Below are 24,063 nucleotides of genomic sequence, written 5' to 3'. Positions count from 1 at the left end.
AGGACAAGCGCGAAGGCCTAGGCCGGTAGATTCGCCGCACCCCGATGCATGTCTGGGTCAGTCCGGGCCCGACGAAGGCTCGGACTGACGAGTGCGCCGCGCGACGGCCACGCGTCGCCCGGAAGCGAGAACGCTTCCGGGCCCGCGCACTGGCTAGTAGACCAGATACTCCAGACGCTTCGCGCTCAACTCCGCAGACGATTCGTTGCGCACGTCGGCGCTGAAGCCTTGCCCCGTCAGCGTGCCCTGGTTGATCAGGAAGCTGAAGATGCTCGAACCCTGGCCTTGAGCGTTCCTGGGATATTGCGCGTTGCCGTGGCACCCCATGCAGCCGCCCATCACCACCTTGTCGGTGTTCGGAGGCAAGGACTTCACGCCCAGAATGCTCGGCAACCCGCGCTTGGCCAGCAGGGTGAATTGCTGCTTGTCGGGATCGGGATCCTTGACTCCGCCCTTGAACAACTGGATGCCGGGCTGGCTGCTCTCGATCACGATGTTCGCCAGGTAAAAGTCCTGGGTCAGCGGATCGGGCTTGGCCGGCGTGACGGAGGTGTCCTCGTTGGTCGGCAACACCTGCAGCCCCACCAGACGGTAATACCGCCACACCGAGTCCTTGAACGCGGGCGTGCTGGCCATCGCTTGCTGGACTTCGTTGTTGACCTCAAAGACCGCGCTGGTCGCCACCGGCGGATTCTGCACCTTGATCGGACCCGAAAACCCGTTGGGGATGGTGTATTTGCCGGGAACGACGGCGTAGCCGTGAGCGCTGTCCACCGGGCCCGCCAACGGCAGTTCGACCAGGGTCCGGTTGGATCCGGAATTGAGGATCGCCGACGGCCGCGTCGCCGGCGGCACCGATGCGTCGTACTGCATCTCGTTGTAGAGGTTGATGAGATACAAGCCGGTGTCTTGCTTGTCCGGCGTGGTCAGGCTGTCTATCTGTTCGAAGGTGGTGTAGACGAACGTCGGGTAGTTTTCCATCTTGCGCAGGATGTGCAGGCCGACCAGGCCGAACGTGGCCACGCGCGCCTGAGTCACCCCATTTTCCTTGTAGTAGTACAAGGCTTCGGCCGTGTGATAACGGCCGGACGCGATCAAGGCCGGCGTCATTTCCCGCCATGCCGATTTGACCTCGACGGACTCTGCCTGGTTCGTCCCGTTGGGAGGCAGTTCCAGCGAGGCCGGGGGCTTGTCGGCGTTGTAGATGGATTTGATGTAGTCGTATTCGACCGGGTTCACCTTGGCCTGGAACAGGATGATGTGATCGTCCTGGGGGTTGGCCGACGGCGTGCTGCCGTTCTTCGGGAAGAAGATCTGGTTCTGGCCGATCTGGGTGTTTTCGTCGAGATTGTTGAACCGGGCATCGGTCGAGGCGACCTTGAGGTTGCCCTGGAAGACGTACTCGGGATCCAGCGCCGCGAGGTTCCCTTTGGGAGCCGAACCCGCGGGGAACAGCTCGGACCGGTGCGCGAAGGTTTCCCAGACCAGCTGATTGCTGCTGAAGTTGGAAGCGGCGCCCGTGCCGCTCTGGTAGAAGTCGCTGGCGCCGGATGCGGCGAAGTTGCGGCCCGGATCGATGGTCCCGCGCACGACCGGAGACTTGCCGGCGGCATCGACGCCGTTCTTCTGCGCCGGTGAATTGAAGTGGATGAACTGACGCCAAGCGAAACGCGCGTACTGCGCGTGGGTGATGTTCGGGTTGTAGGGATCGTAGTTGTACGCCGGCGGCGCGGCGGGCAAAACCGCCGGCGTCGCGGTCAGGTCGGCCGCCGTGATCGGCGCGCCGCCCGGAAACGGCGTCGTCTGGTCCTTGGAGATCGCTGAAGCGGCGACAGTGGGTTCGGTTTTCGTACACGCTGCGGACATCGCCAGCGCACTGGCGAGTGCGCCGAACATAATGATCCTGGTCTTCATTGCCGCACTCCGTCGTTGTTGCGCCGCGCGGTGAATCCACGCGATCCACCGCGGCTGCCATGGGAATTCATGAGCGGTCATGCCGCCCCGCTTCGATCGGAAACGGGGCGGAAGCGGGTCAGCCCACGTACTGGTACCACTGGATAACGAAGCTGGTGTCGTTGTAGTCGTTATCGGCGCCGTCTTCCGTTACGTACAAGGTGCCCCCACCGAATATTTGGTCGACGATGAAGAACACGACGGGAGTGCCCGCCGAGACCTTCGGAGGTTGCGACCCGCTGCTGCCGAACTGGACCTTCATCCCGTCCGCCATGGTGAACCGGCCGGCGCCGTTCTGGAGGAAGCCGACGTTGACGCCGCTTCCCGAGATCGGAAACTTCGCCTGGCTGCCGTCCAAGGTATAAAAACTGATGGGCTGGTTGTTGGCGTCGATGATCTGGACGTATTGCGTGTATTCGGCCTGATGCATCGCCGTGAACGTCACGAGCTTGCCGGACGGGATGTAGCCCAGGGATTGGGGAGCCGCCCATTGGATGCCTGCCATACTGGAATCTCCTTCGTAATGATTGGCCTCCAGGACCGGGAGGCGCCGCTGCTGCATTCGCCGGCTGCACGGAGCCAGCGGCTCCCGTCGAAACACGCGCCGTTTGCGCGATTCGACGGAAGCACCGTCGTCTTAGGGGTCAAGCGTCTGCGTCTTGGCGCATCGCCAGCTACTACGCTGTCGAGCGGAAGCGGCGGCCATTTTTTTCGATCGATGCTTGATTCCTCTCACAGAATTCGGCGGCCATTTCGCGCCAATGCGACTTCGCTCGCAAAAGCGTCGGCAACCAGCGAGCGACGCGTTTCATTCGTGCAACAGCCGGATCGGCGCTGACGTTTCGGGGAAAAGCCGATTTGCCCTGAAGCCAGGCAATCGCAAGACCATTTCTCCAGTGAGCTCTGCAACGGGATAACCCGGCCCGAGCGGATATTCGGCACGACCGCTGAAATCCAGAAGGCTCGGCGTGGGGCGCGGCGAATCCGCGACTGAAACGACAACGCAGGCAGGGATGGAGCGCCCGCAACACGCCAGAGAGCGGCGTTTTGCCGAAAGGCGCGAGACCTCCGGCGCTGGTGGAACCCGGGCAAGCCGAATCCGACTTTCTCGATTGCCCAGGATTACTCGGAGATAGCCCACTCATGACGACTCGCCTTGCAGCCCCGCCCCCCAAGGGCTAGATCCGGGCAACGGCCAGCGACAGCCCAGCCCGCCGGGCCTGGATTTGCGACGGCTTCGGCGCTTGGCCTATCATTCGCGCGCCGCGCAGCCTGCGCGGCGCAACCACGCACACGTGCCCGGCGGCCTGAGGCCCGAGCGGCAGACGGCGCTTTCCCCCCGGAGCCCGTCATGCGTCTGTCCCTTTCCCCTCCGCTTGCCGCGAACCTTTCCCTGGCGCCCACGACGCACGCACGAGCGCGCGTCGCTGCGAACGCGCGCCGCGGCGGCGTACTCGCGCTCGCCCTGGCCGCCGCAATGGCGCCAAGCCCGCGCGCCCGCGCCGCCGAGGCAGAAGCCGAAGCGACGCCCGCCGCCGACGCCGCGGCCGGCAAGGCGGTGACCCTGGACGATGTCGTGGTGCAAGGCCAGCGTCGCCGCGAAACCAGCGCCGCGCTCAAGCTCGATGCGCCGACCCTGGAAACGCCGCAGGCGGTGTCGACCGTCACCCGCGAAACCCTCGACGCGCAAGGCGCGCGCCGTCTGCCCGAAGCGCTGCGCAACGTCGCCGGCGTCACCAGCAACGACGTTTACGGTTTCTTCGACGGTTTCAACCTCCGCGGCTTCAACGCCTCGGCCGATGCGACCTATCTGGACGGCCTGCTGTGGTCGAATGCGATGGCGACGACCGAGCTCAGCGGTCTGGATCGCCTCGAAGTGGTGAAGGGGCCGGCTTCGGGTCTGTACGGGCAGGGGCCGCTGTCGGGACTGGTCAACCTGGTCAGCAAACGGCCGCAAGAGCAGCGCTTCGCCACGGTGGATCTGGCCGCCGGCTCCTACAGCCTGCGCGAAGTCGGCATCGACGCCAACAGCCCGCTCGACCGCGACGGCCGGGTGCTCGCGCGCTTGAACGCCATCTACCGCGACCAGGACTTCTTCGTCGATTTCTCCGGCGCGCAACGCAAGTATCTGGCGCCGTCGCTGACCTGGAACATCGGCGAAGCGACTTCGATCACCTTGCTCGGCACCTGGCAGCGCGACCGGATCAATCCGTGGTCGCCGATCCCCGCCTACGGCAGCGCGCTTGCGAATCCGAACGGCCGCCTGCCGCGCCACCGTGCGATCAACGAGCGCGACGCGCCGGCGGTGCAGAGCCGCGATTACGACGCGCTGGGCTACAGCTTCGAGCACCGTTTCAGCGAGCGCCTGGTACTGCGCCAGTCGGTGCGGTATTCCGAGTTCCACGACAGTTGGGACCATTGGCTGTTCGTCGCCGGCGTCAGCCCGGACCTGCGCACGTTCGGGCGGTTCTATTACGGCCCCTACGATGAGCGCGGCCACGACCTGCGTTCGGACACCAGCCTGAGCGGTACGCTGCGTACCGGCGCGATCGAGCATCGCTGGCTGCTGGGCTACGACTACAGCGAGCGTCGTTCCTATTACACCGATACGTTCGATCCGGGCCCCTACGATCTGGATGTGTTCGCTCCGGTGTACGGCCGCACCGGCCTGCATCCGGCCTTCATCAACGGCGCCCGTACCGATCAGGCCATGCGCCAGCGCGGCGTGTACCTGCAGGATCACGCCAAGCTCGGTGCGCGCACCACCTTGACCTTGGGCGGACGCTGGGACGTCGCCTCCAGCGGCGTCGGCCCCGGGCGCGCCGAGGACCGGCAGTTCAGCCCGCGCGTCGGCCTGACCTATGCGCTGCGGCCGCAGTTGGCGCTGTACCTCAATCATTCGCGTTCGTTCGCGCCGCAAGCCAATTACCGCAGCTTCGACGGCAGCGCCCTGCCGCCCGAACGCGGCGTCAACAACGAAATCGGCCTGAAGCTCGCGCCGCACGACGGCCGCATCAACGCGATGCTGTCGGTGTTCGAGCTGACCCGCCAGGACATGGCCAGCGAAGATCCGCAACATCCCAACTACTACATCACCCGCGGCGAACAGCGCAGCCGCGGCGTGGAGCTGGAAGGGCAATGGCGGCCGCGCGCCGACTGGGAGTTGAGCTTCGCCTATGCCTGGACCCAGGCCGAAATCGTGCGCGATCAGACTCTGCCTTCGGGCGCACGGCTAGCCGGCGTGCCGCGCCACAGCGCCAATCTGTGGGCGCGTTACACCGTGCCCGCCGGTCCGCTCAGCGGCCTGGGCATCGCCTTGGGCGCGCACGCCGAGAGCGAGCGTCTGGCCAACAACTATGAGCCGCTCGATCCGGTATACCAGCGGCCGTTCCGCCTCGACGGCTACACCACCTTCGACGCCGCGCTCTCGTACGAAGCCGCGCGCTGGGATGCCCGCCTGAACTTCAAGAACCTGTTCGACAAGCGCTACATTCCCGGCGGCGCCAGCAGCGACCGCACCGCTTTCGGCGAGCCGCGAACGGTGCTGGCCAGCGTGCGGTGCAAGTTCTGAGGACCGCGGCGCCGGCGCGTTGTGCCGGCTCGCCTCGCGTGTCCGGCGGGCGCCCGTAGCTCCATGATCGCGATCGCCCCAGCGACCATCGATGCTCCGCGGCGGCGCGAGCGCTTCGGCTCCCTGCTCGCCTGCCTGCGGCGCGCGCGGCACAATTCGACCTTCTGCGCCGCTTAGTCCTGCTCCAGCTCAGCAAGATCGGTCGGGCGCGGCGCGGCCAGGAGGAGCAGGATAGCCTGGCCACTCCGGAACGGATGACCCAGGCGAGCCATGAAAACGGCGACGCAAAATTACTACTCCCGAATGCGCAACGTGCTGGCGCACATCGATCGGAACCTCGATTCCGACCTGGATCTGGACGCGGTCAGCCGGGCCGCCGCCTTCTCCAAGTTTCATTTCCATCGCCAGTTCGCGGCCGCTTTCGGGTTGTCGCTGCACCGTTATGTCCAGCTCATGCGAATGCGGCGCGCCTCTCAACGACTGACGTCCAGTGAGATGCCGAGCGTTACGGATATCGCGATGGAAGCCGGTTACGACGCGCCCGAGGCTTTCGCCCGCGCCTTCAGGCAGCGGCTCGGGCAGTCGCCGTCATCGTTTCGGAAAGCCCCCGACTGGGGCGTGTGGCTCGCGGCCTTCGGCCCCCTCGACAACGCAAGGAACAAGCTCATGCATATTGTTTTCGATCGCAACGACGTAGTGGTCCGCGAGGTAGCAGATACGCCGGTGGCGATGATCGAACATCGCGGCGACCGGAGCGCCATCGCCGAAACGCGCGAACGTTTCATGCGTTGGCGCAAGAGCGCCGGCTTGCCGCCGGAGTCGAGCCCCAGCTTTATGGTGTTCCGGTCCGAACGAACGCCTGCGGACCCCGCCGACTACAGCATGGACCTGTGCGTTGCGACGGACCGGCCCATCACGGCGAACGATGCCGAGGTGAAACCCGGGACGATTCCGGGCGGCCGCTGCGCCGTGCTGCGCTATCCCGGCAACACTGACAATCTCGAACCCGCCGCGCTGTATCTCTATCGCGACTGGCTTCCGGCCAGCGGCGAAGAAGCGCGCGATTTTCCGCTCTATTGCCGGCGCCGGCTCGCGCCCATTCCGGGGATGTCGGCGCATGAGGTTGTAGTGGAACTGTTTCTGCCGCTGAAATGATTGGATAGCTGGCGTGAGCCACTGCGCGGAGCCTCGCGTTGTTTCGAAGCCTGCCGTCGTACGCACCAAAGTGACCGGCTGCCGATGGTCTTTCGCAGCGTGGACGCCGGCTGTTTCGGCGCTGTGCGGCAGGCGGTCCGGCCCGGCAGTCGACTGGCTGGCGCTTGTGAAATCCGTGTGCGACCCGACTGCGCGCCTGCGCGACCTCCCCGTTTCGGACGCGAAAATCCGGGCTTTCGCGAACACTAGCGGCAAGCCGGTCACAGACAAGGCCCCGCAGGGCGCCCAGTATCTTTGGCGCTCCCTCAGAGCGCCATCGCCCTTATGAAGGTGCCGCAATCATGCGCAGAAAACCGAACCCACCGCAGCGCTCGCGCCGCGCCGGCAAGCCGTTGTTCGCCACGGCATGCGCAGGCATCGCGCTCGCATGCGCCGTCGCCTCGCCTTCCGTATTCGCATATGGCACGTGCACGGCCTACATCAATGCCGATGGATCGGTGCAGGCGCGACGCGGGGAAACCGACTGCTGGATCAACAACCCGGTTCACGTGAGCGCCGGGGTCTACAAAGTAGGCGTGAATCATCCGATCGAAGAGACGACCGATCCGGCGACCGGCGCAGTCTTGTACACGCTTCATGCGAGCATCTGCACGGTGACCGCCGGCAACGGCAGCGACGCGGCGTCGACCGTAAAGATCTGGCCCGACCTGAAGCCTACGACGGCTCCGCGAGTGGTCCCCCCAGGTCACAATGGCACTGTCACGTACACGGTACGCACCCATGCGGCCGTCAACGCATCGCCGCTGGCGCCGACGGATCTGGATTTTTCCCTGTCTTGCGTCAACTAGATCAGGCCGGCAAGACCACGCCCTTCTCTTTGAGCAAACCCGAATGAACAGCACTGACGAAAGCGCGAAACTCGCTCGCGCGCATCGATGGTTCGACTTGAAAATCCCCGCCCTGTCCTTGTTGGCGCTTTTTCTCGCAATCGATCCGCATACGGCTCATGGCAAGTGCGTCGGCTACATCAATTCGGACGGCTCGCTGCAAACCTCCACGGGCGAAAGCGACTGCGGGATCGGCGTAGCGCCGTCGCGCGTAAGCACCGGCGTCTACCGGATCGGAGTCGGCTACCCGCTCGACAGTGAGATCGACGAAGAGACCGGCGTGTACACCTACATCTTCACCCAAGGAATCTGCACTGCGAGCATCAGCGACGACGGATCGGCCGCGTCCAGCATTTCGATCTCGTCGACCGTCAAGCCGGACCATCTGCTTCATGAGGTCCCGGAAGGATCCAACGACGTGATTTTCTACACCGTCCGGACGTTCTCCGCCGTCGACGGGCTGTCTCTGGTACCCACGGATCAGGACTTCACCATGGCGTGTCAAGACTGGATGCCCTATGTGCCGATGCTTACCGCTCGATAGGCAATGGGAGCGCCAGTGCGGAGTCGGCCCTAGGCCGACAAGGATCGTTACGGAGTCCGGCATAACGCGATTCCGCGTTATGCCTGCGTCCCGCACGCGGGTTTCGCGGCCGACCTCGAGCATGTCGTCGGCTTTCAAGGCGAGCCGGCCGCTGAAAACGCATGCCGCCGCTACGTCGCGGGCCTTTTGGAAGTCCGCGGGAACGAAATGCCCCCGCGGGCTTCCGCTCAGCCGGGCTTGCGCCCCGCGATCAGGGAGGAATGCCGCAACGCCGCTTGCAAGCCTTGTATTCGGCCACGCACGCAGGACTGGAACCACAAGCGAAGTAAGTCACTTCGCACCGGTTTTGACAGACTTCCCATGGATTGAGGGGACCATCGGCGAACGCACTCAGCGAGAACGCAGCGCCGCAACAGAACGCCGCGAGCGCGATCAAACGCGGCAACTTTCGTGTGACTTTCATGTCGATTCCCATCTTCGCCCGTCATTGGGCATGGATAGGAGTACCAATAAATCGTTGCGCGCGCCATGATTCCATAGCCCCGCCGCCGACTGAACAGGTCACTGCCAAGGGACGCTTCTACACAAACACGGCAGACTGGTTGCGCCCTGAGTAGGCCAACAATTCATTCGACCTCAGATATCGGACATGGCAGTCCACCAACAACCAAACGAACTCATCGAGAGCCTTGGTCGCGCTGCTTGAGTACGTTTCGGACGCCTCCGTATATCTGGTTGCGCCTTGCATCGACCATCCGTCGTCCATCGAATACATGATCGGCAAACTGATAGAGAAGTCGCCAAGGGTGTTTGTCTGGCGCTGGGTTCCGCAGACATTCGGAGACGCCCTTAATTTAGTGCCTCACCGCTGAAGCCCGACCCTCGCACCGCTGTCAAAGCTGGGGCACCACGTTCCCCGGAAACCGCGAAAGCACGGCGCAAGATTTTTCGACGCATCGCGGCGATCGCGATCACGACGAAAAACGCGGGGTCGCCGCAGCGGTCAGAATCGAAGCCGCGGCCGCGCAGGCGCCGCCGCGGCGCTAGGGTCGCTCCTAGCTTGCGCGCGCCGAATTCCCTATTAAGGTTTACGGCAAACCCCACTCGCGCCCGCGTCCATGACCGACCCCACCCGTCCCGTCGCGCCTCCGCCGATCTTTCCGCTGCCCACCGACTCCAGCTACGACGCCGCGGTGCTGGCCGAAGCCAACCGCATCGTCTCGGCCAACCAGTACTGCGGCCGTACCGATGTGGAAGGCATGGCCTACGCGGTCGCCGACTACGCGCGCCAGCATCCCGAACAGGGCCAGCAGTTGCAGGACGCGGTCGGCTCGCGCCTGCTGCCGATGGATCAGCTCGCCCTGACCAATGCGGTGCAGACCGTGCAGCGCCTGGACGGGGCCAAGCCGGTCGGCACCCAGCACGGCGTCGCCGTCGACGTCACCCCTGGCGACAGCGAACGCAGCGTGCTCGACAAGGGCTACCGGCAGATGGCCGCCGACGCCGGCCTGTCGCCGCAGGCCGCCGACGAGTTCGCGCGCCGCGCGGCGACGCTGGACGACGGCAAGCTGCACGCGCCGTCAGCCGATCCGCAGCAACAGGGCGCGGCGATCGATTTGTCGGCCGCGCGCGACGGCAAGATCGAACTGGCGCCGACCTCGGCGCAGTCGGGCCTGCTCAAGCTGCTGGCCGCGCAGGACCGCTCCAGCCTGGATCCGACCACGCCGAACGGCGCCGCCGCCGGCATTCCGTTCATGAGCAACGGCGCGGTGGGCGGCGCGCCCGGCAACGGCGCGGTCACGCCGGAAGTCGCCGCCGAACTGCTGCGCAACATCTCCGAAGGCAAGCCGCCGTTCCGCCCCGAACTGGGCCAGGTCGGCCCGGTGTCGTGGTTCGTCACCGAAGGCAACCCGCACGTCGGCGTCGGCAACGACAAGGGCGTGGTGGTGCCGGTGGAAGTCGCCAACACCAGCGGCAAGCCGCCGCTGCAGTTCGGCGAGCGCGAACTGCTGGAGATCTACGACCGCAAGCACGCCGCCGCGCATGCCGAGGTCGAGAAGCAAGTGCGCGAGAAGGCCGGCAAGGGTCCCGACGATCCGCTGTCCAAGCGCAACCAGAACACCATCGAACGCAGCGCCAGCAAGATGGCCGAGCGGCAGATGTGGACCGAAGTCGGCGAAACCGTGGCCAAGTCCGAAAGCGGCGTCGGCAAGGTGACCCTGCAAGACAGCATCTTCTCGCGCTCGTCCAACGGCGAATTCACCCTGACCAGCCGCGCCGAGAACGTGCGCATCCAGGGCGGCGCCCAAGGCCTGCTGGATGTGATCAAGAACAGCGGCGCCAAGGTCGAGCCGGACGTGCTCAAGTCGGCCAACGACCTGGCCGCGCGCGAAGGCTGGGCCGGCAAGGTCGAAGGCGCGTTCCGGGTCGGCGGACGAGTGCTGATCGTGGTCGGCGTGGCCGCCGACGCGTACCGGATCTACACCGCCGAGGACAAGGTCAAGACCGTGGTCGAAGTGGCCGGCGGCTGGGCCGGCGCGGCCGCCACCGGCGGCGCGTTCGCGTCCGTCGCCGCACCGGTCAACGCCACCGGCCCGTGGGGCTGGGCCGCGTACGGCGTCGGCACGCTCGCGGCCGGCGCGGTCGGCTATATGGCCGGTTCGGAAATCACCAAGACCGTTTACGAGTTGGTGGTGGAAGGCAAACCGATCGAAGTCGGCGGCTGACGGCGCGACTCGCGCCGATCCGGTACCGACTCCATTCCGGCAAAATGCAGGCCATGAACGCAGAACATCGATCGCACATCCTGCTGCGCGGCCCGGTCGGCCGCTGGCAATCGGCGCTGGGCACGGCCGCCGGCCTGACCGGCGATCGCATCGAATTCCACGACGGCGGCCGCGGCGTGCTGCACAGCTGGTCGCCGGCGTTCGGGCAGGAAGCGCTGCCGTTCGAATGGCGGATGCAGGCGCCGGGGCATTTGTTGGTGCGGCAGGTGTACGACGACGGCGATGATGAAGTCGAAGACTGGACCGCGCTGGAGCTGGAATTCCGCGAACGCGGCAGCGATCTTGGGGCGCAGATGGTGCTGGCGGAAAAGGGCGCCGAGGGCTTTTGGTTGATGCTCGATCCGTTGGCTTGGGTCGGGCCGCCGCATGGTTAGAGCAAAGGACTCATAATCCTTTGGTTCAGCGACATGGTGGGCCCACCAGGACTCGAACCTGGAACCAAAGGATTATGAGTCCTCTGCTCTAACCATTGAGCTATAGGCCCGCAAGAGCCGGGATTCTAAAGCAGCGCCGCGGTCCAGTCAGCCCGGGGAGCGAAGGTCTCGCGGCCGGCCGAGGATGCGCCGAGCCGCCCACGTCGGCGTGGGGACCGCACCGCACGCCACCGAACTGCGAATCCGCTCGCCTTTATACGATTCCCGCGACCCGACTTGCCCAGCGCCAGTCGCATTTTTCGTGCACCCGCCTCGGGCAGCATGGCTTCGACACGCGCACCAGACGCGTGCCTGCGCCGGCGGCTTTCCACGCCGCGCGGCGCTGCGGAACGCGACGGCGGCGACGCCGCGCGGGCCGCGCACTGATGGGGGGCTCACGATCCGGACTCGCCGCACTGTCGGCGGGCGTCCGGTGCCGCCTGAACCATCAACGAGGTTTCTATGTCGCGTACGACTCCGTTCCGCTTCCACGTCCTGGCCTTGGCCCTGCTCGCCTGCGCCGCCGGTTCCGTTCAAGCCGCCGATTACAGCAACCTCGCTCCCGACGTCGCGGCCGCCGCCGCACCGACCGCGGTGCCGCCGTTCAAACACCCCGGCCTGCTGATGACCCAAAACCGCCTCGCCAGCATCCGCACCGCGGTGCAGTCCGGCAACAGCAGCGCGATGAAGACCGGCTTCAACCGCCTGCTGCAGGACAGCCGTGGTTCGCACACCTACGCGCATCAGGCGCTGGCGACGGTGGAAGTCGTACGCGCGGCAGGTGGGCCGCAAGAGGGTCGCTGGAAGAACGATGGGTTCGCGGCGTACTTGAACGCGCTGCGCTGGGCCGTGACCGGCGATACGCGCAATCGCGACAAGGCGATCCAGATCCTCGATGCGTGGTCGGGCAAGTTCACCGGTTTCACTCTCGCACCGGGTACCGACGCGCCGCAGGCGTGGCTGGAGGCGGCGTGGGGTTTGCCGGTGTGGGCGAGCGCGGCGGAGATCCTGCGCCATCACGACGGCGGCTCGGCGGGTTGGCCGCAGGCGTCGCAGGATCGCTTCAACGGCTACATCAACAAGCTTTACGGGTACGCGAATCAGGCCTCGAGCCGGACCAACAACTGGGGCGTGTCCGGGGCGTTGGCGATGATGGCAACCGGCGTGTATCAGGACGACGCCAATCGTTACAACGCCGGGCTCAACCGGATCAAGCAGCTGCTCCCGGGCATCGTCTACAGCAGCGGCGAAGTGCAGGAGTTGGCGGCGCGCGATTGCCACCATCCGCAGTATTCGCTGGCGGCGATCGCGCAGGCGGCGGAAATGGCGACGATCCAGGGCGACACCAGCATCTGGCTGCTCAAGGTCGGCAACGAGGCGCAGCCGCGCTTCTCGCGCGGGCTGGAGTACATGGCCAAGTCGATCCTGTACGGCGAAGGCGTGCGCGATTGCCGCTCGAACGGGCTGTATCCGGGCTACAGCGAGATCGCGGTCAACGGCTACATGAATCGCGGTACGCCGATTCCGAATTTCCAGAACGCGACCAAGCGCGGGCGGCCGGACGGCAACGCGGCCGAGTTCATCGGCTGGTCGGCAGCGACGCACGGGCGCGACGACTTCTGATCGTCGCGCGCCTCGCGTGCGTCGGCCGCTGCGCCGACGCACGCGTCGCCGCGCTCAGCGCGCGGCGCTCATCGAGTACGGCAACTGCTTGGGATGGCTCGCCCACTCGCGATTCGGCTGCGCCTGCATGACGAAGCGCAGCTCGCCGCCGGCGAGGATTTCCTCGTGGCGCAGGAACGCGCGATCGAGCGGTTGGCCGTTGAGCGTGGCGCTGCCGATGTAGGTGTGGGCGGCGTCGAGCCCGTCGGCGACCACCGTGAAACGCTTGCCGTTGGGCAGGTTCAGCGTGGCCTTCGGCAGGAACGGCCGGCCGATGATGTATTCGTTGCTGGCCGGCGCGACCGGATAGAAGCCCAGCGCGGTGAACACGTACCACGCCGACATCTGGCCGAGGTCGTCGTTGCCGGCCAAACCGTCGGGACGCGGCGCGTACTGGCTGTCCATGATCTGCTTGAGCCGTTCCTGGGTGCGCCAGGGCTGGCCGGCGTAGCCGTAGAGATAGGCGACGTGGTGGCTGGGTTCGTTGCCGTGCGCGTACCAGCCGATCAGGCCGGTGATGTCTTCCATGTGGGCGAAAATCTTGGGATCGACCTTGGCCTCGAACACCTGGTCGAGCCGCGCGATCAGCTTGTCGCCGCCGCCGTGCGCCTTCGCCAGTCCGGCGACGTCCTGCGGCACGTACCACGAGTACTGCCAGGCGTTGCCTTCGGTGTAGTCGCTGCCGTAGCCGCTGGCGCTGGGGTCGAACGGTTCGCGGAAGCTGCCGTCGCGCTTGCGCGCGCGCATGAATCCGGTCTTCGCGTCGAACGCATGCTTCCAGTTGCCGGCGCGCTTTTCGAACCGCGCGGCGATGTCCTTGCGGCCCATCTCGCCGGCCATGCGCGCGATGGTCCAGTCGTCGAACGCATACTCCAGCGTCTTCGACGCCGCCTCGCCTTCTTCGTCGATCGGCACATAGCCCAACTGCTTGTACTGGGCGATGCCGTCGTACGGGTCGTAGTCGGCGCTGGCGACCATCGCGTCCAACGCTTCGTTCGCATCGAAGCCGCGAATGCCTTTCATATAAGCATCGGCGATCACCGGCACGGCGTGGTAACCGATCATGCACCACGTCTCCTGGCCGTGGAACGCCCACACCGGCAGGATCCCGTATGGGCTGTGCTTGCGCGAGGCCAGCAGCGAATTGACGAAGTCGTTGTTGCGCTGCTCCGGCTGCACCAGGGTCAGCAATGGATGCAGCGCGCGGTAGGTGTCCCACAGCGAGAACGTGGAGTGGTAGCGGAAGCCCTTGGCCTCGTGCACCGCGTTGTCCGGGCCGCGGTAGCGGCCGTCGCTGTCCATGAACAGGCTCGGCCCCATCAGCGTGTGGTAGAGCGCGGTGTAGAAGCTCTTGCGCATCGGCTCGGTGCCGTCGGCGTCGATCGCCGACAGAGCTTCGCTCCAGCGCTCGCGCGCCTGCGCGCGCACGCGGTCGAAATCGAAACCGGGCACTTCGGCGTCGAGGTTGGCGATGGCGCTGTCTTCGCTGACCGGCGAGATCGCGACCTTGACGATCAGTTCCTGGCCCGGCGCGTCCTTGAAATCGAGGCTGGCGACCACTTGCCGGCCTTCGATCTGCGCACGCTGGGTCGGGTCTTTCTCGCCCGGCGGCGGGAAGCCTTTGTAGACGACATCGGCTTCGGTGTCGTGGAACGCATGGCCGCTGACCGGCCGCGAGAAGCGCATGGCGAAGTACAACTGCCGCCCCGGCGCCCAGCCGCGGGTTTCGCGGAAACCGGTGACGGTGCCGTCGGCGCGCAGGCGCACGCGCGACCACTGCACCTTGCCGGGGTAGTCGTACATGCTCGTGCGCAGGTCGATCAGCACGTGCGCCGCCTGCCCTTTCGGATAGCGGTAGCGATGCACGCCGACGCGCTCGCTGGCGGTCAGTTCGGCGCGGATCTTGTAGTCGTCGAGGGTGACGGCGTAATAGCCCGGCTGGGCGATTTCGTCGTCGTGGCGGAACGCGGAGCGGTAGCCGCTGCGCGGCGTCGCCGAATCGCCGCGTTCGAGCTTGACCGCGCCGGCGATCGGCATCACCAGCACGTCGCCGAGATCCGAATGGCCGGTGCCGGAGAAATGCGTATGCGAGAAACCGACGATGGTCTTGTCGCCGTGGCGGTAGCCGGCGGCCCAGCCGTAGGCCTCCTTGCGCGGCTTGATCTCGGTGTCCGGGCTGAGCTGGACCATGCCGAACGGGACCGTCGCACCGGGGAAGGTGTGGCCCTCGCCGCCGGTGCCGATGAACGGGTCGACCGCCTCGAACGCGCGGCGGCCCGCGTCGGCCGACGGCGCGGCCGGCGCGGCGAAGCTGGCGGCGAACAGCGCCAGCGCGGCGGCCAGGGCCGGCCAGCGCAGGATGAAGGCGGGCGGCGGCGCGGCCGGATCGGGGCGGGAGGGGGTCGTTCGGGACTGGATCGGCCGGGCCATCCGGAGTACTCCGTCTGATTCGTGATCGGGGTTGGGAAGGCGACCGGCCGCAGAGCCGGGCCGCCACTTTTAGATCGTTCTAATTATCGGCAAGCTAGCACGCGCCCGGGTCGCGTTCATGCTGCATTGCAGAATGCAGCGACGGGGCCCAGGCCGCAGGATGGCGGCATTTAGAACGATCCAAAAGCCCAGGCCCGGCCTTATGAGCTCCGCCCGACCACCGCACCCGAGGTGCCCAAGATGAACGACGCGCCCGCCCCCCGAGGCAGGGTCACCCTGGCCGATATCGCCCGCGCCTGCGGCCTGTCGCGCGCGACCGTGTCGCTGGTGCTGCGCGGCAGCCCGCTGGTCCACGCCGACACCCGCGCCCGGGTCGAAGCCGAGCTCAAGCGCCAAGGCTACGTCTATCACCGCGGCGCGGCCAATCTGCGGCGCAAGGTGTCGACCGGCGTGGCCCTGGTCATCAACGACCTGTCCAACCCGTTCTTCGCCGAATTCGCCGCCGGCGTCGACGAATGGCTGGCCACCGCCGGCTACGTCACCCTGCTCGGCAGCACCAACGAATCGGTCGAGCGCCAGCAGGCGGTGCTGACCTCGCTGATCGAGCACGACCCGGCCGGCATCATCCTGTCGCCGGCCGAGGGCAGCGACGGCAACCGGCTGCGCAGCCAGGTCGGCGAACGCACGCCGGTGCTGGTGTTCAACCGCGAGCTCGAAGGCACGCCCTGGGATTTCCTCGCCCTCGACAACACCCACGGCGCGCGCCTGGCGACGCGCCACCTGCTCGACCGCGGCCACCGCCGCATCGCCTTCTTCGGCGGCCACCGCGATTCGTCCTCGTGCCGGCAGCGCCGCCAGGGCTATCGCGAGGCGCTGGCCGAAGCCGGGATCGAGCCCGAACCGCAGTGGCTGGTCGAATGCGCGCCCACGCGCCTGGAAGCGGCGCAGCAAACCGGCGCGCTGTTCGTGCGCGACCCGGCCCCGACCGCGGCGGTCTGCTACAACGACGCGGTCGCGCTCGGCCTGATGGCCGGCCTGGTCTCGCGCGGCCGCCGCGCCGGCGCCGACTTCGCCGTGGTCGGCTTCGACGACATTCCCGAAGCCGCGGTCGCCTCGCCGCCGCTGACGACCATCGCGGTGGATCCGCGCGCGCGCGGCCGCCAGGCCGCCGAGCTGATCCTCAAGCGTCTGCGCGAACCGGCCATGCCGCGCGCCCACACCATCGCCCCGGTGCGCTTGCAGGCCCGCAGCAGCAGCGAGGTTCACTTGCCCGGAGAGTCCGCATGAGCCGTCGCGTCATGTCCTACACCGCCGCGCTGGCGGTGGTGACCACGATCTTCTTCACCTGGGGCGGCCTGACCAGCCTCAACGACGTGCTGATCCCGCATCTCAAAGCCGTGTTCAACATGAACTACGCGCAGTCGATGCTGATCCAGTCGACCTTCTTCGGCGCCTACTTCCTGATGTCGCTGCCGGCCAGCCGGGTGGTGGCGAAGTTCGGCTACAAGCACAGCATCGTCATCGGCCTGATCGTCGCCGCGATCGGCGCGGCGATGTTCTTCCCGGCCGCGCGCATTCCCTCGTATCCGCTGTTCCTCGGCGCGCTGTTCGTGCTCGCCAGCGGCATCACCGTGCTGCAGGTGTCGGCCAATCCTTACATCAGCCTGCTCGGCGATCCGGCCGGCGCGCCGAGCCGGCTGAATCTGGCGCAGGCGCTGAACTCGCTCGGCACCACGGTGTTCCCGACCTTCATCGGCCCGCTGATCCTGTCCGCGGCGGTGCTCACCGACGCTCAGTTGAACGCGATGTCGGTCGCCGAAAAAGCCGCCTACCGCGCGCACGAGGCCGCGGCGGTGCAGATGCCGTACATGATCATCGCCGGCTGCCTGGTGCTGCTGGCGGTGTTCGTTTACGCGATGCGCATCCCGCCGCTGACCGAATCCACCGAGAGCGCCGACCCGGCCCACCACAGCTTCGGCGAAGTGTTGAGCCAGCGCCATCTGCTGTTCGGCGTGATCGCGATCTTCGTCTACGTCGGCGCCGAGGTCTCGATCGGCAGCTTCCTCGTCAATTATCTGTCCGAGCCGCAGATCGCCGGCTTCGATCACGCCACCGCCAGCAAATACCTCGGCCTGTACTGGGGCGGCGCGATGGTCGGCCGCTTCGTCGGCGCGGTGCTGCTGCGCTTCCTCGACGCGCGCAAGCTGCTGGCGGTGGCCGCGGTCGCGGCGATCGCGCTGCTGGCGCTGACCATGGCCACCCAGGGCAACGTGGCGATGTGGACGGTGCTGTCGATCGGCCTGTTCAACTCGGTCATGTTCCCGACCATCTTCACCATCGCCATCGAACGGCTCGGGCCGATGACCAGCAAGGCGTCGAGCCTGCTGATCATGGCCATCGTCGGCGGCGCGGTGATTCCGCTGCTGCAGGGCGTGTTGTCCGACCGCATCGGCATCCAGCACTCGTTCGTGATTCCGGCGGTCTGCTACGCCTTCATCGTCTGGTACGGCCTGTCCGGCTCGCGCATCCGCGCGGGGCAAGGCCAGCACGCCAGCGCCCAAGCTTCGGGAGTGATGCATTGATGTCCGCCGTACCCCCTTCGCCCGGCGCCAGCGCCAGCGGCGCGAACGCCGCGATCGTCTGCTTCGGCGAAGCCTTGATCGATTTCCTCGCCCGTCCGGCCAGCAGCGCCGGCGAGCCGCGCCATTTCGTCGAATACGCCGGCGGCGCGCCGGCCAACGTCGCGGTCGCCGCGGCGCGGCTCGGCGCGCATGCGCGCTTCGTCGGCATGCTCGGCCAGGACATGTTCGGCGACTTCATCGCCGAACAGCTCAACGGCTATGGCGTGGACACGCGCGACGTGCGCCGCACCAGCGAAGCCAAAACCGCGCTGGCCTTCGTTTCGCTCGACGGCGACGGCGAACGCAGTTTCAGCTTCTACCGCCCGCCCGCGGCCGACCTGCTGTTCCGCGACGGCGATTTCCGCGCCGACGGCTTCGCCGACGCCGGCGTGTTCCACGTGTGCTCGAACAGCCTCACCGAGGAAGCCATCGCCGCTGCGACGCTGGCCGGCATGCGCCGCGCGCGCCTGGCCGGCGCGCTGGTCAGCATGGACATGAACCTGCGCCCGTCGCTGTGGCCGGCCGGCTTCGACCCGGCGCCGCGGCTGCTGGCGGCGCTGCTGGAAGCCGACCTGATCAAGCTGTGCGGCAGCGAGTTCGAGTTCCTCGCCCGCCACCTCGGCGGCGAGGAAGCCGCGTTGCAGCGGCTGTGGCACGGCTACGCGACCTGCGTGCTGATCACCGACGGCGCGACCCCGATCCGCTGGTTCACCCGCACCCGCAGCGGCACCGCCGCGACCTTCAAGGTCTCGCCGAGCGACACCACCGGCGCCGGCGACGCCTTCGTCGGCGGCCTGCTGCGCCGGCTGGTCGCGCTCGGCGTGAGCGCGGCCAATTTCAACGACTTCCTCCAGCGCGAAGACGAACTTATCGAGGCGCTGCGTTACGCCGCCGCCGTCGGCGCGCTGGCCACCACCCGTCACGGCGCGTTCGCGGCCATGCCCAGCGCCGCCGATGTCGAACGACTGATGCAGGAACAAGCATGAACCTCCCGTCGCACCCGCTGCCGAATTTCCGCGAGCCCGACGCGCTGCTGGCGCACATCCGCGACACGATGGCGTTCTACGATCCGGTCGCGCTGGACGCGGACGGCGGCTTCTTCCACTACTTCCGCGACGACGGCTCGGTGTACGACGCCTCGCACCGGCACTTGGTCAGCTCGACCCGCTTCGTCTTCAACTATGCGATGGCGGCGGTGGAATTCGGCCGCGACGACTACCGCGAACGCGCGCGCCATGGCCTGCGCTATCTGCGCGAAGCCCATCGCAACCCGCAGACCGGCGGCTACGCCTGGACGATCCGCGACGGCCGGCCGGAAGACCGCATGAACCACTGCTACGGCGTGGCGTTCGTGTTGCTGGCGTATTCGTGCGGGGTCAAGGCCGGCATCGCCGAGGCTGCGGCGTGGATGGACGAAACCTGGGACCTGCTGGAAGCGCGCTTCTGGGAGCCCGAGTTCGGCCTGTACCGCGACGAAGCCGATGCCGACTGGAACTTCACCGGCTATCGCGGCCAGAACGCCAACATGCACATGTGCGAGGCGATGCTGGCGGCGTACGAGGCATCGAACGATGCGCGCTACCTCGATCGCGCGCTGACCTTGGCGCAGAACATGACCCAGCGCCAGGCGGCGCAGGCCGATGGCCTGGTGTGGGAACACTACGACCGCGACTGGAACATCGACTGGGATTACCACCGCGACGATCCCAAGCACCTGTTCCGGCCTTGGGGCTTCCAGCCCGGCCACCAGACCGAGTGGGCCAAGCTGCTGCTGATCCTCGACCGCCACCTGACCGCGCGCGGCGACGCGCCGGCGTGGCTGATCCCGACCGCGCGCCATTTGTTCGACACCGCGGTCGCGCGTTCGTGGGACGACGAGTTCGGCGGCCTCGCCTACGGCTTCGCGCCCGACGGCTCGATCTGCGACGACGACAAGTACTTCTGGGTCCAGGCCGAATCGCTGGCGACCGCGGCGATGCTGGCCGTGCGCACCGGCGAGAACCTGTACTGGCAGTGGTACGACAAGCTGTGGGCGTATGCGTGGCAGCACATGGTCGACCATCGCTACGGCGCGTGGTACCGCATTCTCGACCGCCGCAACGGCAAGTATTCCGACGAGAAAAGCCCGGCCGGCAAGACCGATTACCACACGATGGGCGCGTGCTACGAAGTGATCCGCTGGCTGCGCGGCGCGTAAGCCCGTGACTCCCCTGTAGGAGCGGCGCGAGCCGCGACCGCGACAACGCAACTACGCCGATAGTTTCGAAGCGGTTGCGTTGTCGCGGTCGCGGCTCGCGCCGCTCCTACAGGAGGCGCCCGGAGCTTCGCGCATTCATGTGCCGCTCGTCGGGAGCGCCTCGCGTCATCCCGCGTGGCTGACAGACGTACGCGGCCGCGCAACATCCGCCCGCCTATGCTGGCCGCTCCTTTTCCCGGAGCGCTGTCATGGACATCCAGCAGATCGCCAACCGCTACGTCGAGCTGTGCCGCGCCGGCAAGCACGAGCAGATCCAGGACGAGCTTTATGCCGACGATGCGGTCAGCATCGAAGCCGCCGGCAATCAGGACGGGCCGCTCGGCAATGTCGAAGGTCTCGATGCGATCCGCGAGAAAGGCCGCAAGTTCATGGACGACGTGGTCGAGATCCACGACAGCTGGTGCAGCGACCCGGTCGTCGGCGGCGACTGGTTCACTCTGGCGATGGGCATCGATGCGACCTACAAGAGCATGGGCCGCATGCCGATGGCCGAAGTCGCGGTGTACAAGGTCCGCGACGGCAAGATCGTGCACGAACAGTTCTTCTACGGCTGAGGCGCCGCGGCCGCGCGGCTCGGCGCGGACGCTCAGCCCACCACGAAAAAGCTCGGCAGCGCCGCGAAAAACAGCGCCAGCGCCGCCGGCAGCGACCACACCGCAGCCACCACCAGCGCGGCGTGCGCGGCCGGCCGCATCGGCAGGCCGTCGCGCAGGCGCTCGGCGATCGCGCGGCGATGCGAGTTGCCCAGCAGCACGATCGTCGCCAGCGGCTGCGCCGCGATGCAGCCGAGCGCGACCAGCGCCTGCGCAACGGGCGAGCGTTCGTCCGAGGTGACCAGCAAATAGACGACGCCGCAGCCCAGCGCCGGCACGACGAACAGCACCGCCGCGCCGGCGACGAACCCGAACAAGCTGCGCCGGCCTTGCGCGCGGTAGTTCAGCGCCATCATCAGCAAGCCGGCCGCCACGGTGCCGAACACGCTGCCCCACAGCAGCGCGCGCAAGCCGAACCACGGCCTGTCGCGCGTATCGGCGCCGACGGCGGCCTTCGGTGCGACCCAGAGATTTTCCTCGTCCATCCCGCTTCCTCCCCGAGCGATACCGGCGCGGCGGCGCCACGCAGCGGCGTCAGAGCTCCACGCCGAACCCGTAGATCGCCGTCAGCGCGATGAGCCCGAGCGCCGCCAGCTGAGCCAGCCCGCACAGCAAGCCGATGCCGGCCGCGGCCCAGTTCGAGCGCATCGGCAGGCCGGCCGCGAGGCGCACGGCGATCGCGTCGCCTTGCGGCGTTTTCTTCAGCCACTGGCTGACCGCCAGCAATTGCGGAACCAGATAGGCGACGCCGGGGATCTGCCAGGGCAGCAGAAACGACAGCGCCATCAGCGCGAGCGAGGCGACCAGGCCCGACCAGCGCGCCTTGCGCGCCAACCCGGGCTGGCCCAGCGCCTCGTGGTTCATCGCCAGCACCCAGCCGCCGGCCAGGGTCGAGCCCATGAAGGTCGCGATGTAGATCGCGCCAGTGCGGAACAAGGGGCGGGTCGTGTCGCGCTGCGCGTCGACGGCGAAGCTCGCCGGCGCTTCGTACGGGTTGTTCGACTCCATTCGCTCGCCTCCGCGGCCGTTCGCAAGCGGGCGCCGCAGCGCCGCGCACGGATATCGGCGCCCAGCCTAGCGCGAACGCTGCGCAGCGGCACCTGCGCCGCGGCGCCATCGATGCGTCGGCGGCGCTATCGGCACCGCGCATGCGTCAGCCATGCATTTCGAATGCATATGCCGGCCTAGGGGCCGGTGCCAAAACGCAACAGGCCCCGCGAGCGGGGCCTGTTGCGTGTACGTTGCGCGACCTAACGGATCAGTCGATATCGAGGAAGCTGCGCAGCTGTTCCGAACGGCTCGGATGACGCAGCTTGCGCAGCGCCTTGGCTTCGATCTGACGGATGCGCTCGCGGGTCACGTCGAACTGCTTGCCGACTTCTTCCAGCGTGTGATCGGTGTTCATGTCGATGCCGAAGCGCATGCGCAACACCTTGGCCTCGCGCGGGGTCAGGCCGGCGAGCACGTCGCGGACCGTCTCGGAGAGGTTGATGTTGGTGGTCGCTTCCACCGGGGACTCCACGTTGGTGTCCTCGATGAAGTCGCCCAGATGCGAGTCCTCGTCGTCGCCGATCGGAGTCTCCATCGAGATGGGCTCCTTGGCGATCTTCATGACCTTCCGGATCTTGTCCTCCGGCATGTCCATTTCTTTCGCCAGCTCTTCCGGCGTCGCTTCGCGGCCGTACTGCTGCAGCATCTGGCGGCTGATGCGGTTGAGCTTGTTGATCGTTTCGATCATGTGCACCGGGATGCGGATGGTGCGCGCCTGATCGGCGATCGAACGGGTGATGGCCTGACGGATCCACCACGTGGCGTAGGTCGAGAACTTGAAGCCGCGGCGGAATTCGAACTTGTCGACCGCCTTCATCAGACCGATGTTGCCTTCCTGGATCAGGTCGAGGAACTGCAGGCCGCGGTTGGTGTACTTCTTGGCGATGGAGATCACCAGGCGCAGGTTGGCCTCGACCATCTCCTTCTTAGCCTTGCGCGCCTTGGCTTCGCCGTAGGCGACCGCGCGGCTGATTTCCTTGAGTTCTTCCAGGGTCAGCAGCGAGCGGGTCTCGACTTCGATGGTGGCCTGCTGTTCGGCCACGATCTGGTCCTTGACGTCGCGCAGGCCCGACGACCACTTCTGCTTGCGCTTGAGCAGTTCGTCGACCCATTCCAGATTGGTCTGGTTGCCTTCCCAGGCGCGGATGAAGTCCTTGCGCGGCATCTTGGCCACGCGGGTCGCCAGATCGAGGATCTTGCGCTCGCGGTCCTTGATCGAGCCGACCGCTTCGCGCAGGTTGCGCATCAGCGTGTCGGTCAGGGCCAGCGGCAGCTTGAGGGTGATGAACACCGCGGCGATCTCTTCGCGCAGCTTGGTCGCGTTCTTGTGCGCCGAACCGTACTTGGCGTGCGCCTTGAGGAACTTGCCGTGCAGGTCGGCGATGGCCTCCATGCGCGAGGCGACTTCGACCGGATCGGGACCGGACGCGGTCTCCTCGGCGTCTTCGTCGCCGCCGGCGGCTTCCTCGTCCTCGTCCTCGTCGGACTCGGCATCGGCGGCGTCGACCGCCGGCGCCGGCGGCGCGGCCGGTTCGGGCTCTTCGTCGAGATGGTCGTTGAAGCCGACCACGATCTCGGCCAGGCGCTTCTTGCCGGCCTTGTGCAGCTCGTAGTCTTCCAGGATCAGCTGGATCGTGCCCGGGAACAGCGCGAGCGAGGCCTGGACCTGGTTCAGGCCCTCCTCGATGCGCTTGGCGATGGCGATTTCGCCTTCGCGGGTCAGCAGCTCGACCGTGCCCATCTCGCGCATGTACATGCGCACGGGATCGGTGGTGCGGCCGCCTTCGCCGTCGAGCGCGGTCAGCGCCGCCGCGGCTTCTTCGGCGGCGGTGTCGTCGACTTCGCGGTTACCGGTGTTGCCGTCGGCGAGCAACAGCGTTTCGGCATCGGGCGCGACTTCGTGCACCTCGATGCCCATGCCGTTGATCATGCCGATGATGTCTTCGATCTGTTCGGCGTCGACCAGATCGTCGGGCAGGTGATCGTTGACCTCGGCATAGGTCAGATAGCCCTGCTCCAAGCCCTTGGAGATCAGGAGCTTGATGTCGGACGGAGGGGGCTGACGTTCGTTGGCCATGGGCTGCGCCACCGCGCTAATGAGGGTAGGGGAACGCTCCAGTATAGCAGGTCCGGCGGTCGCG

Annotated in this window: 18 protein-coding genes and 1 tRNA gene; 12 read left to right on the top strand and 7 right to left on the bottom strand. The window is 66.9% G+C overall.

Annotated elements, in window-relative coordinates:
- Positions 1-153: 153 nt before the first annotated feature.
- Together JHW38_RS18995 and JHW38_RS18990 are read right to left on the bottom strand one after the other, a co-directional pair.
- Positions 154-1,995 carry a hypothetical protein gene (locus JHW38_RS18995; RefSeq protein WP_207522878.1) on the bottom strand — a complete coding sequence of 614 codons (1,842 nt, stop codon included), beginning with the start codon at positions 1,993-1,995 and terminating at the stop codon, positions 154-156.
- 37 nt (positions 1,996-2,032) lie between these two features.
- Positions 2,033-2,458 (bottom strand): hypothetical protein, encoded by a 426-nt coding sequence (locus JHW38_RS18990; RefSeq protein ID WP_207522877.1) that lies wholly within the window; start codon positions 2,456-2,458, stop codon positions 2,033-2,035.
- Positions 2,459-3,430: 972 nt separating this feature from the next.
- On the opposite strand from JHW38_RS18990, the gene JHW38_RS18985 reads away from it, so the two are divergent.
- The 6 genes from JHW38_RS18985 to JHW38_RS18960 all read left to right on the top strand — a co-directional run bounded on the left by JHW38_RS18985 (position 3,431) and on the right by JHW38_RS18960 (position 11,270).
- The gene (locus JHW38_RS18985) at positions 3,431-5,524 is read left to right on the top strand and encodes a TonB-dependent siderophore receptor (protein WP_207522876.1); all 2,094 of its coding nucleotides are present in this window, start codon (positions 3,431-3,433) and stop codon (positions 5,522-5,524) included.
- 270 nt (positions 5,525-5,794) lie between these two features.
- Positions 5,795-6,679, top strand: a complete 885-nt coding sequence (locus JHW38_RS18980; RefSeq protein ID WP_207522875.1) for an AraC family transcriptional regulator — start codon at positions 5,795-5,797, stop codon at positions 6,677-6,679.
- A 341-nt stretch (positions 6,680-7,020) separates the two neighbouring features.
- Positions 7,021-7,527 (top strand): hypothetical protein, encoded by a 507-nt coding sequence (locus tag JHW38_RS18975; RefSeq protein WP_207522874.1) that lies wholly within the window; start codon positions 7,021-7,023, stop codon positions 7,525-7,527.
- Positions 7,528-7,570: 43 nt separating this feature from the next.
- Entirely contained in the window at positions 7,571-8,110 is a 540-nt protein-coding gene (locus JHW38_RS18970; RefSeq protein ID WP_207522873.1) for a hypothetical protein, read from the top strand.
- 1,118 nt (positions 8,111-9,228) lie between these two features.
- Positions 9,229-10,836 (top strand): hypothetical protein, encoded by a 1,608-nt coding sequence (locus tag JHW38_RS18965; RefSeq protein WP_207522872.1) that lies wholly within the window; start codon positions 9,229-9,231, stop codon positions 10,834-10,836.
- A gap of 53 nt (positions 10,837-10,889) precedes the next feature.
- Positions 10,890-11,270, top strand: coding sequence for a hypothetical protein (locus tag JHW38_RS18960; protein WP_207522871.1), 381 nt, complete (start codon positions 10,890-10,892; stop codon positions 11,268-11,270).
- Positions 11,271-11,304: 34 nt separating this feature from the next.
- Here JHW38_RS18960 and JHW38_RS18955 read toward each other — a convergent pair.
- Positions 11,305-11,380: transfer RNA gene (locus JHW38_RS18955), tRNA-Ile, on the bottom strand.
- A gap of 391 nt (positions 11,381-11,771) precedes the next feature.
- Here JHW38_RS18955 and JHW38_RS18950 point away from each other — a divergent pair.
- The gene (locus tag JHW38_RS18950) at positions 11,772-12,932 is read left to right on the top strand and encodes an alginate lyase family protein (RefSeq protein WP_207522870.1); all 1,161 of its coding nucleotides are present in this window, start codon (positions 11,772-11,774) and stop codon (positions 12,930-12,932) included.
- Positions 12,933-12,986: 54 nt separating this feature from the next.
- On the opposite strand, the gene JHW38_RS18945 is transcribed toward JHW38_RS18950, so the two are convergent.
- Entirely contained in the window at positions 12,987-15,401 is a 2,415-nt protein-coding gene (locus JHW38_RS18945; RefSeq protein ID WP_207522869.1) for a GH92 family glycosyl hydrolase, read from the bottom strand.
- 240 nt (positions 15,402-15,641) lie between these two features.
- Between JHW38_RS18945 and JHW38_RS18940 the strand changes: the two genes are divergently transcribed.
- The 5 genes from JHW38_RS18940 (at position 15,642) to JHW38_RS18920 (ending at position 20,833) form a co-directional block, all read left to right on the top strand.
- Positions 15,642-16,688, top strand: coding sequence for a LacI family DNA-binding transcriptional regulator (locus tag JHW38_RS18940; protein WP_207522868.1), 1,047 nt, complete (start codon positions 15,642-15,644; stop codon positions 16,686-16,688).
- Positions 16,685-17,983 (top strand): sugar MFS transporter, encoded by a 1,299-nt coding sequence (locus tag JHW38_RS18935; RefSeq protein ID WP_207522867.1) that lies wholly within the window; start codon positions 16,685-16,687, stop codon positions 17,981-17,983. The genes JHW38_RS18940 and JHW38_RS18935 overlap by 4 nt, the downstream gene beginning before the upstream one ends.
- Positions 17,983-19,008 carry a carbohydrate kinase family protein gene (locus tag JHW38_RS18930; protein WP_207522866.1) on the top strand — a complete coding sequence of 342 codons (1,026 nt, stop codon included), beginning with the start codon at positions 17,983-17,985 and terminating at the stop codon, positions 19,006-19,008. Before JHW38_RS18935 ends, JHW38_RS18930 begins: the two co-directional genes overlap by 1 nt.
- A complete protein-coding gene (locus JHW38_RS18925; RefSeq protein WP_207522865.1) occupies positions 19,005-20,219 on the top strand; it encodes an AGE family epimerase/isomerase in 1,215 nt (404 codons plus the stop codon). Before JHW38_RS18930 ends, JHW38_RS18925 begins: the two co-directional genes overlap by 4 nt.
- Before the next feature lie 248 nt (positions 20,220-20,467).
- A complete protein-coding gene (locus JHW38_RS18920; protein WP_207522864.1) occupies positions 20,468-20,833 on the top strand; it encodes a nuclear transport factor 2 family protein in 366 nt (121 codons plus the stop codon).
- A 32-nt stretch (positions 20,834-20,865) separates the two neighbouring features.
- On the opposite strand, the gene JHW38_RS18915 is transcribed toward JHW38_RS18920, so the two are convergent.
- From JHW38_RS18915 to rpoD, 3 genes are all read right to left on the bottom strand, one after another.
- Positions 20,866-21,357, bottom strand: coding sequence for a hypothetical protein (locus JHW38_RS18915; protein ID WP_207522863.1), 492 nt, complete (start codon positions 21,355-21,357; stop codon positions 20,866-20,868).
- Between the two features lie 49 nt (positions 21,358-21,406).
- Positions 21,407-21,880 (bottom strand): hypothetical protein, encoded by a 474-nt coding sequence (locus tag JHW38_RS18910; protein WP_207522862.1) that lies wholly within the window; start codon positions 21,878-21,880, stop codon positions 21,407-21,409.
- A gap of 250 nt (positions 21,881-22,130) precedes the next feature.
- Entirely contained in the window at positions 22,131-23,999 is a 1,869-nt protein-coding gene (gene rpoD, locus JHW38_RS18905; protein WP_207522861.1) for an RNA polymerase sigma factor RpoD, read from the bottom strand.
- Positions 24,000-24,063: the final 64 nt, after the last annotated feature.

The sequence above is a fragment of the Lysobacter enzymogenes genome (assembly GCF_017355525.1).
Classification (GTDB): Bacteria; Pseudomonadota; Gammaproteobacteria; order Xanthomonadales; family Xanthomonadaceae; genus Lysobacter; species Lysobacter enzymogenes_C.
This window is presented reverse-complemented; position numbering and strand designations above follow the sequence as displayed.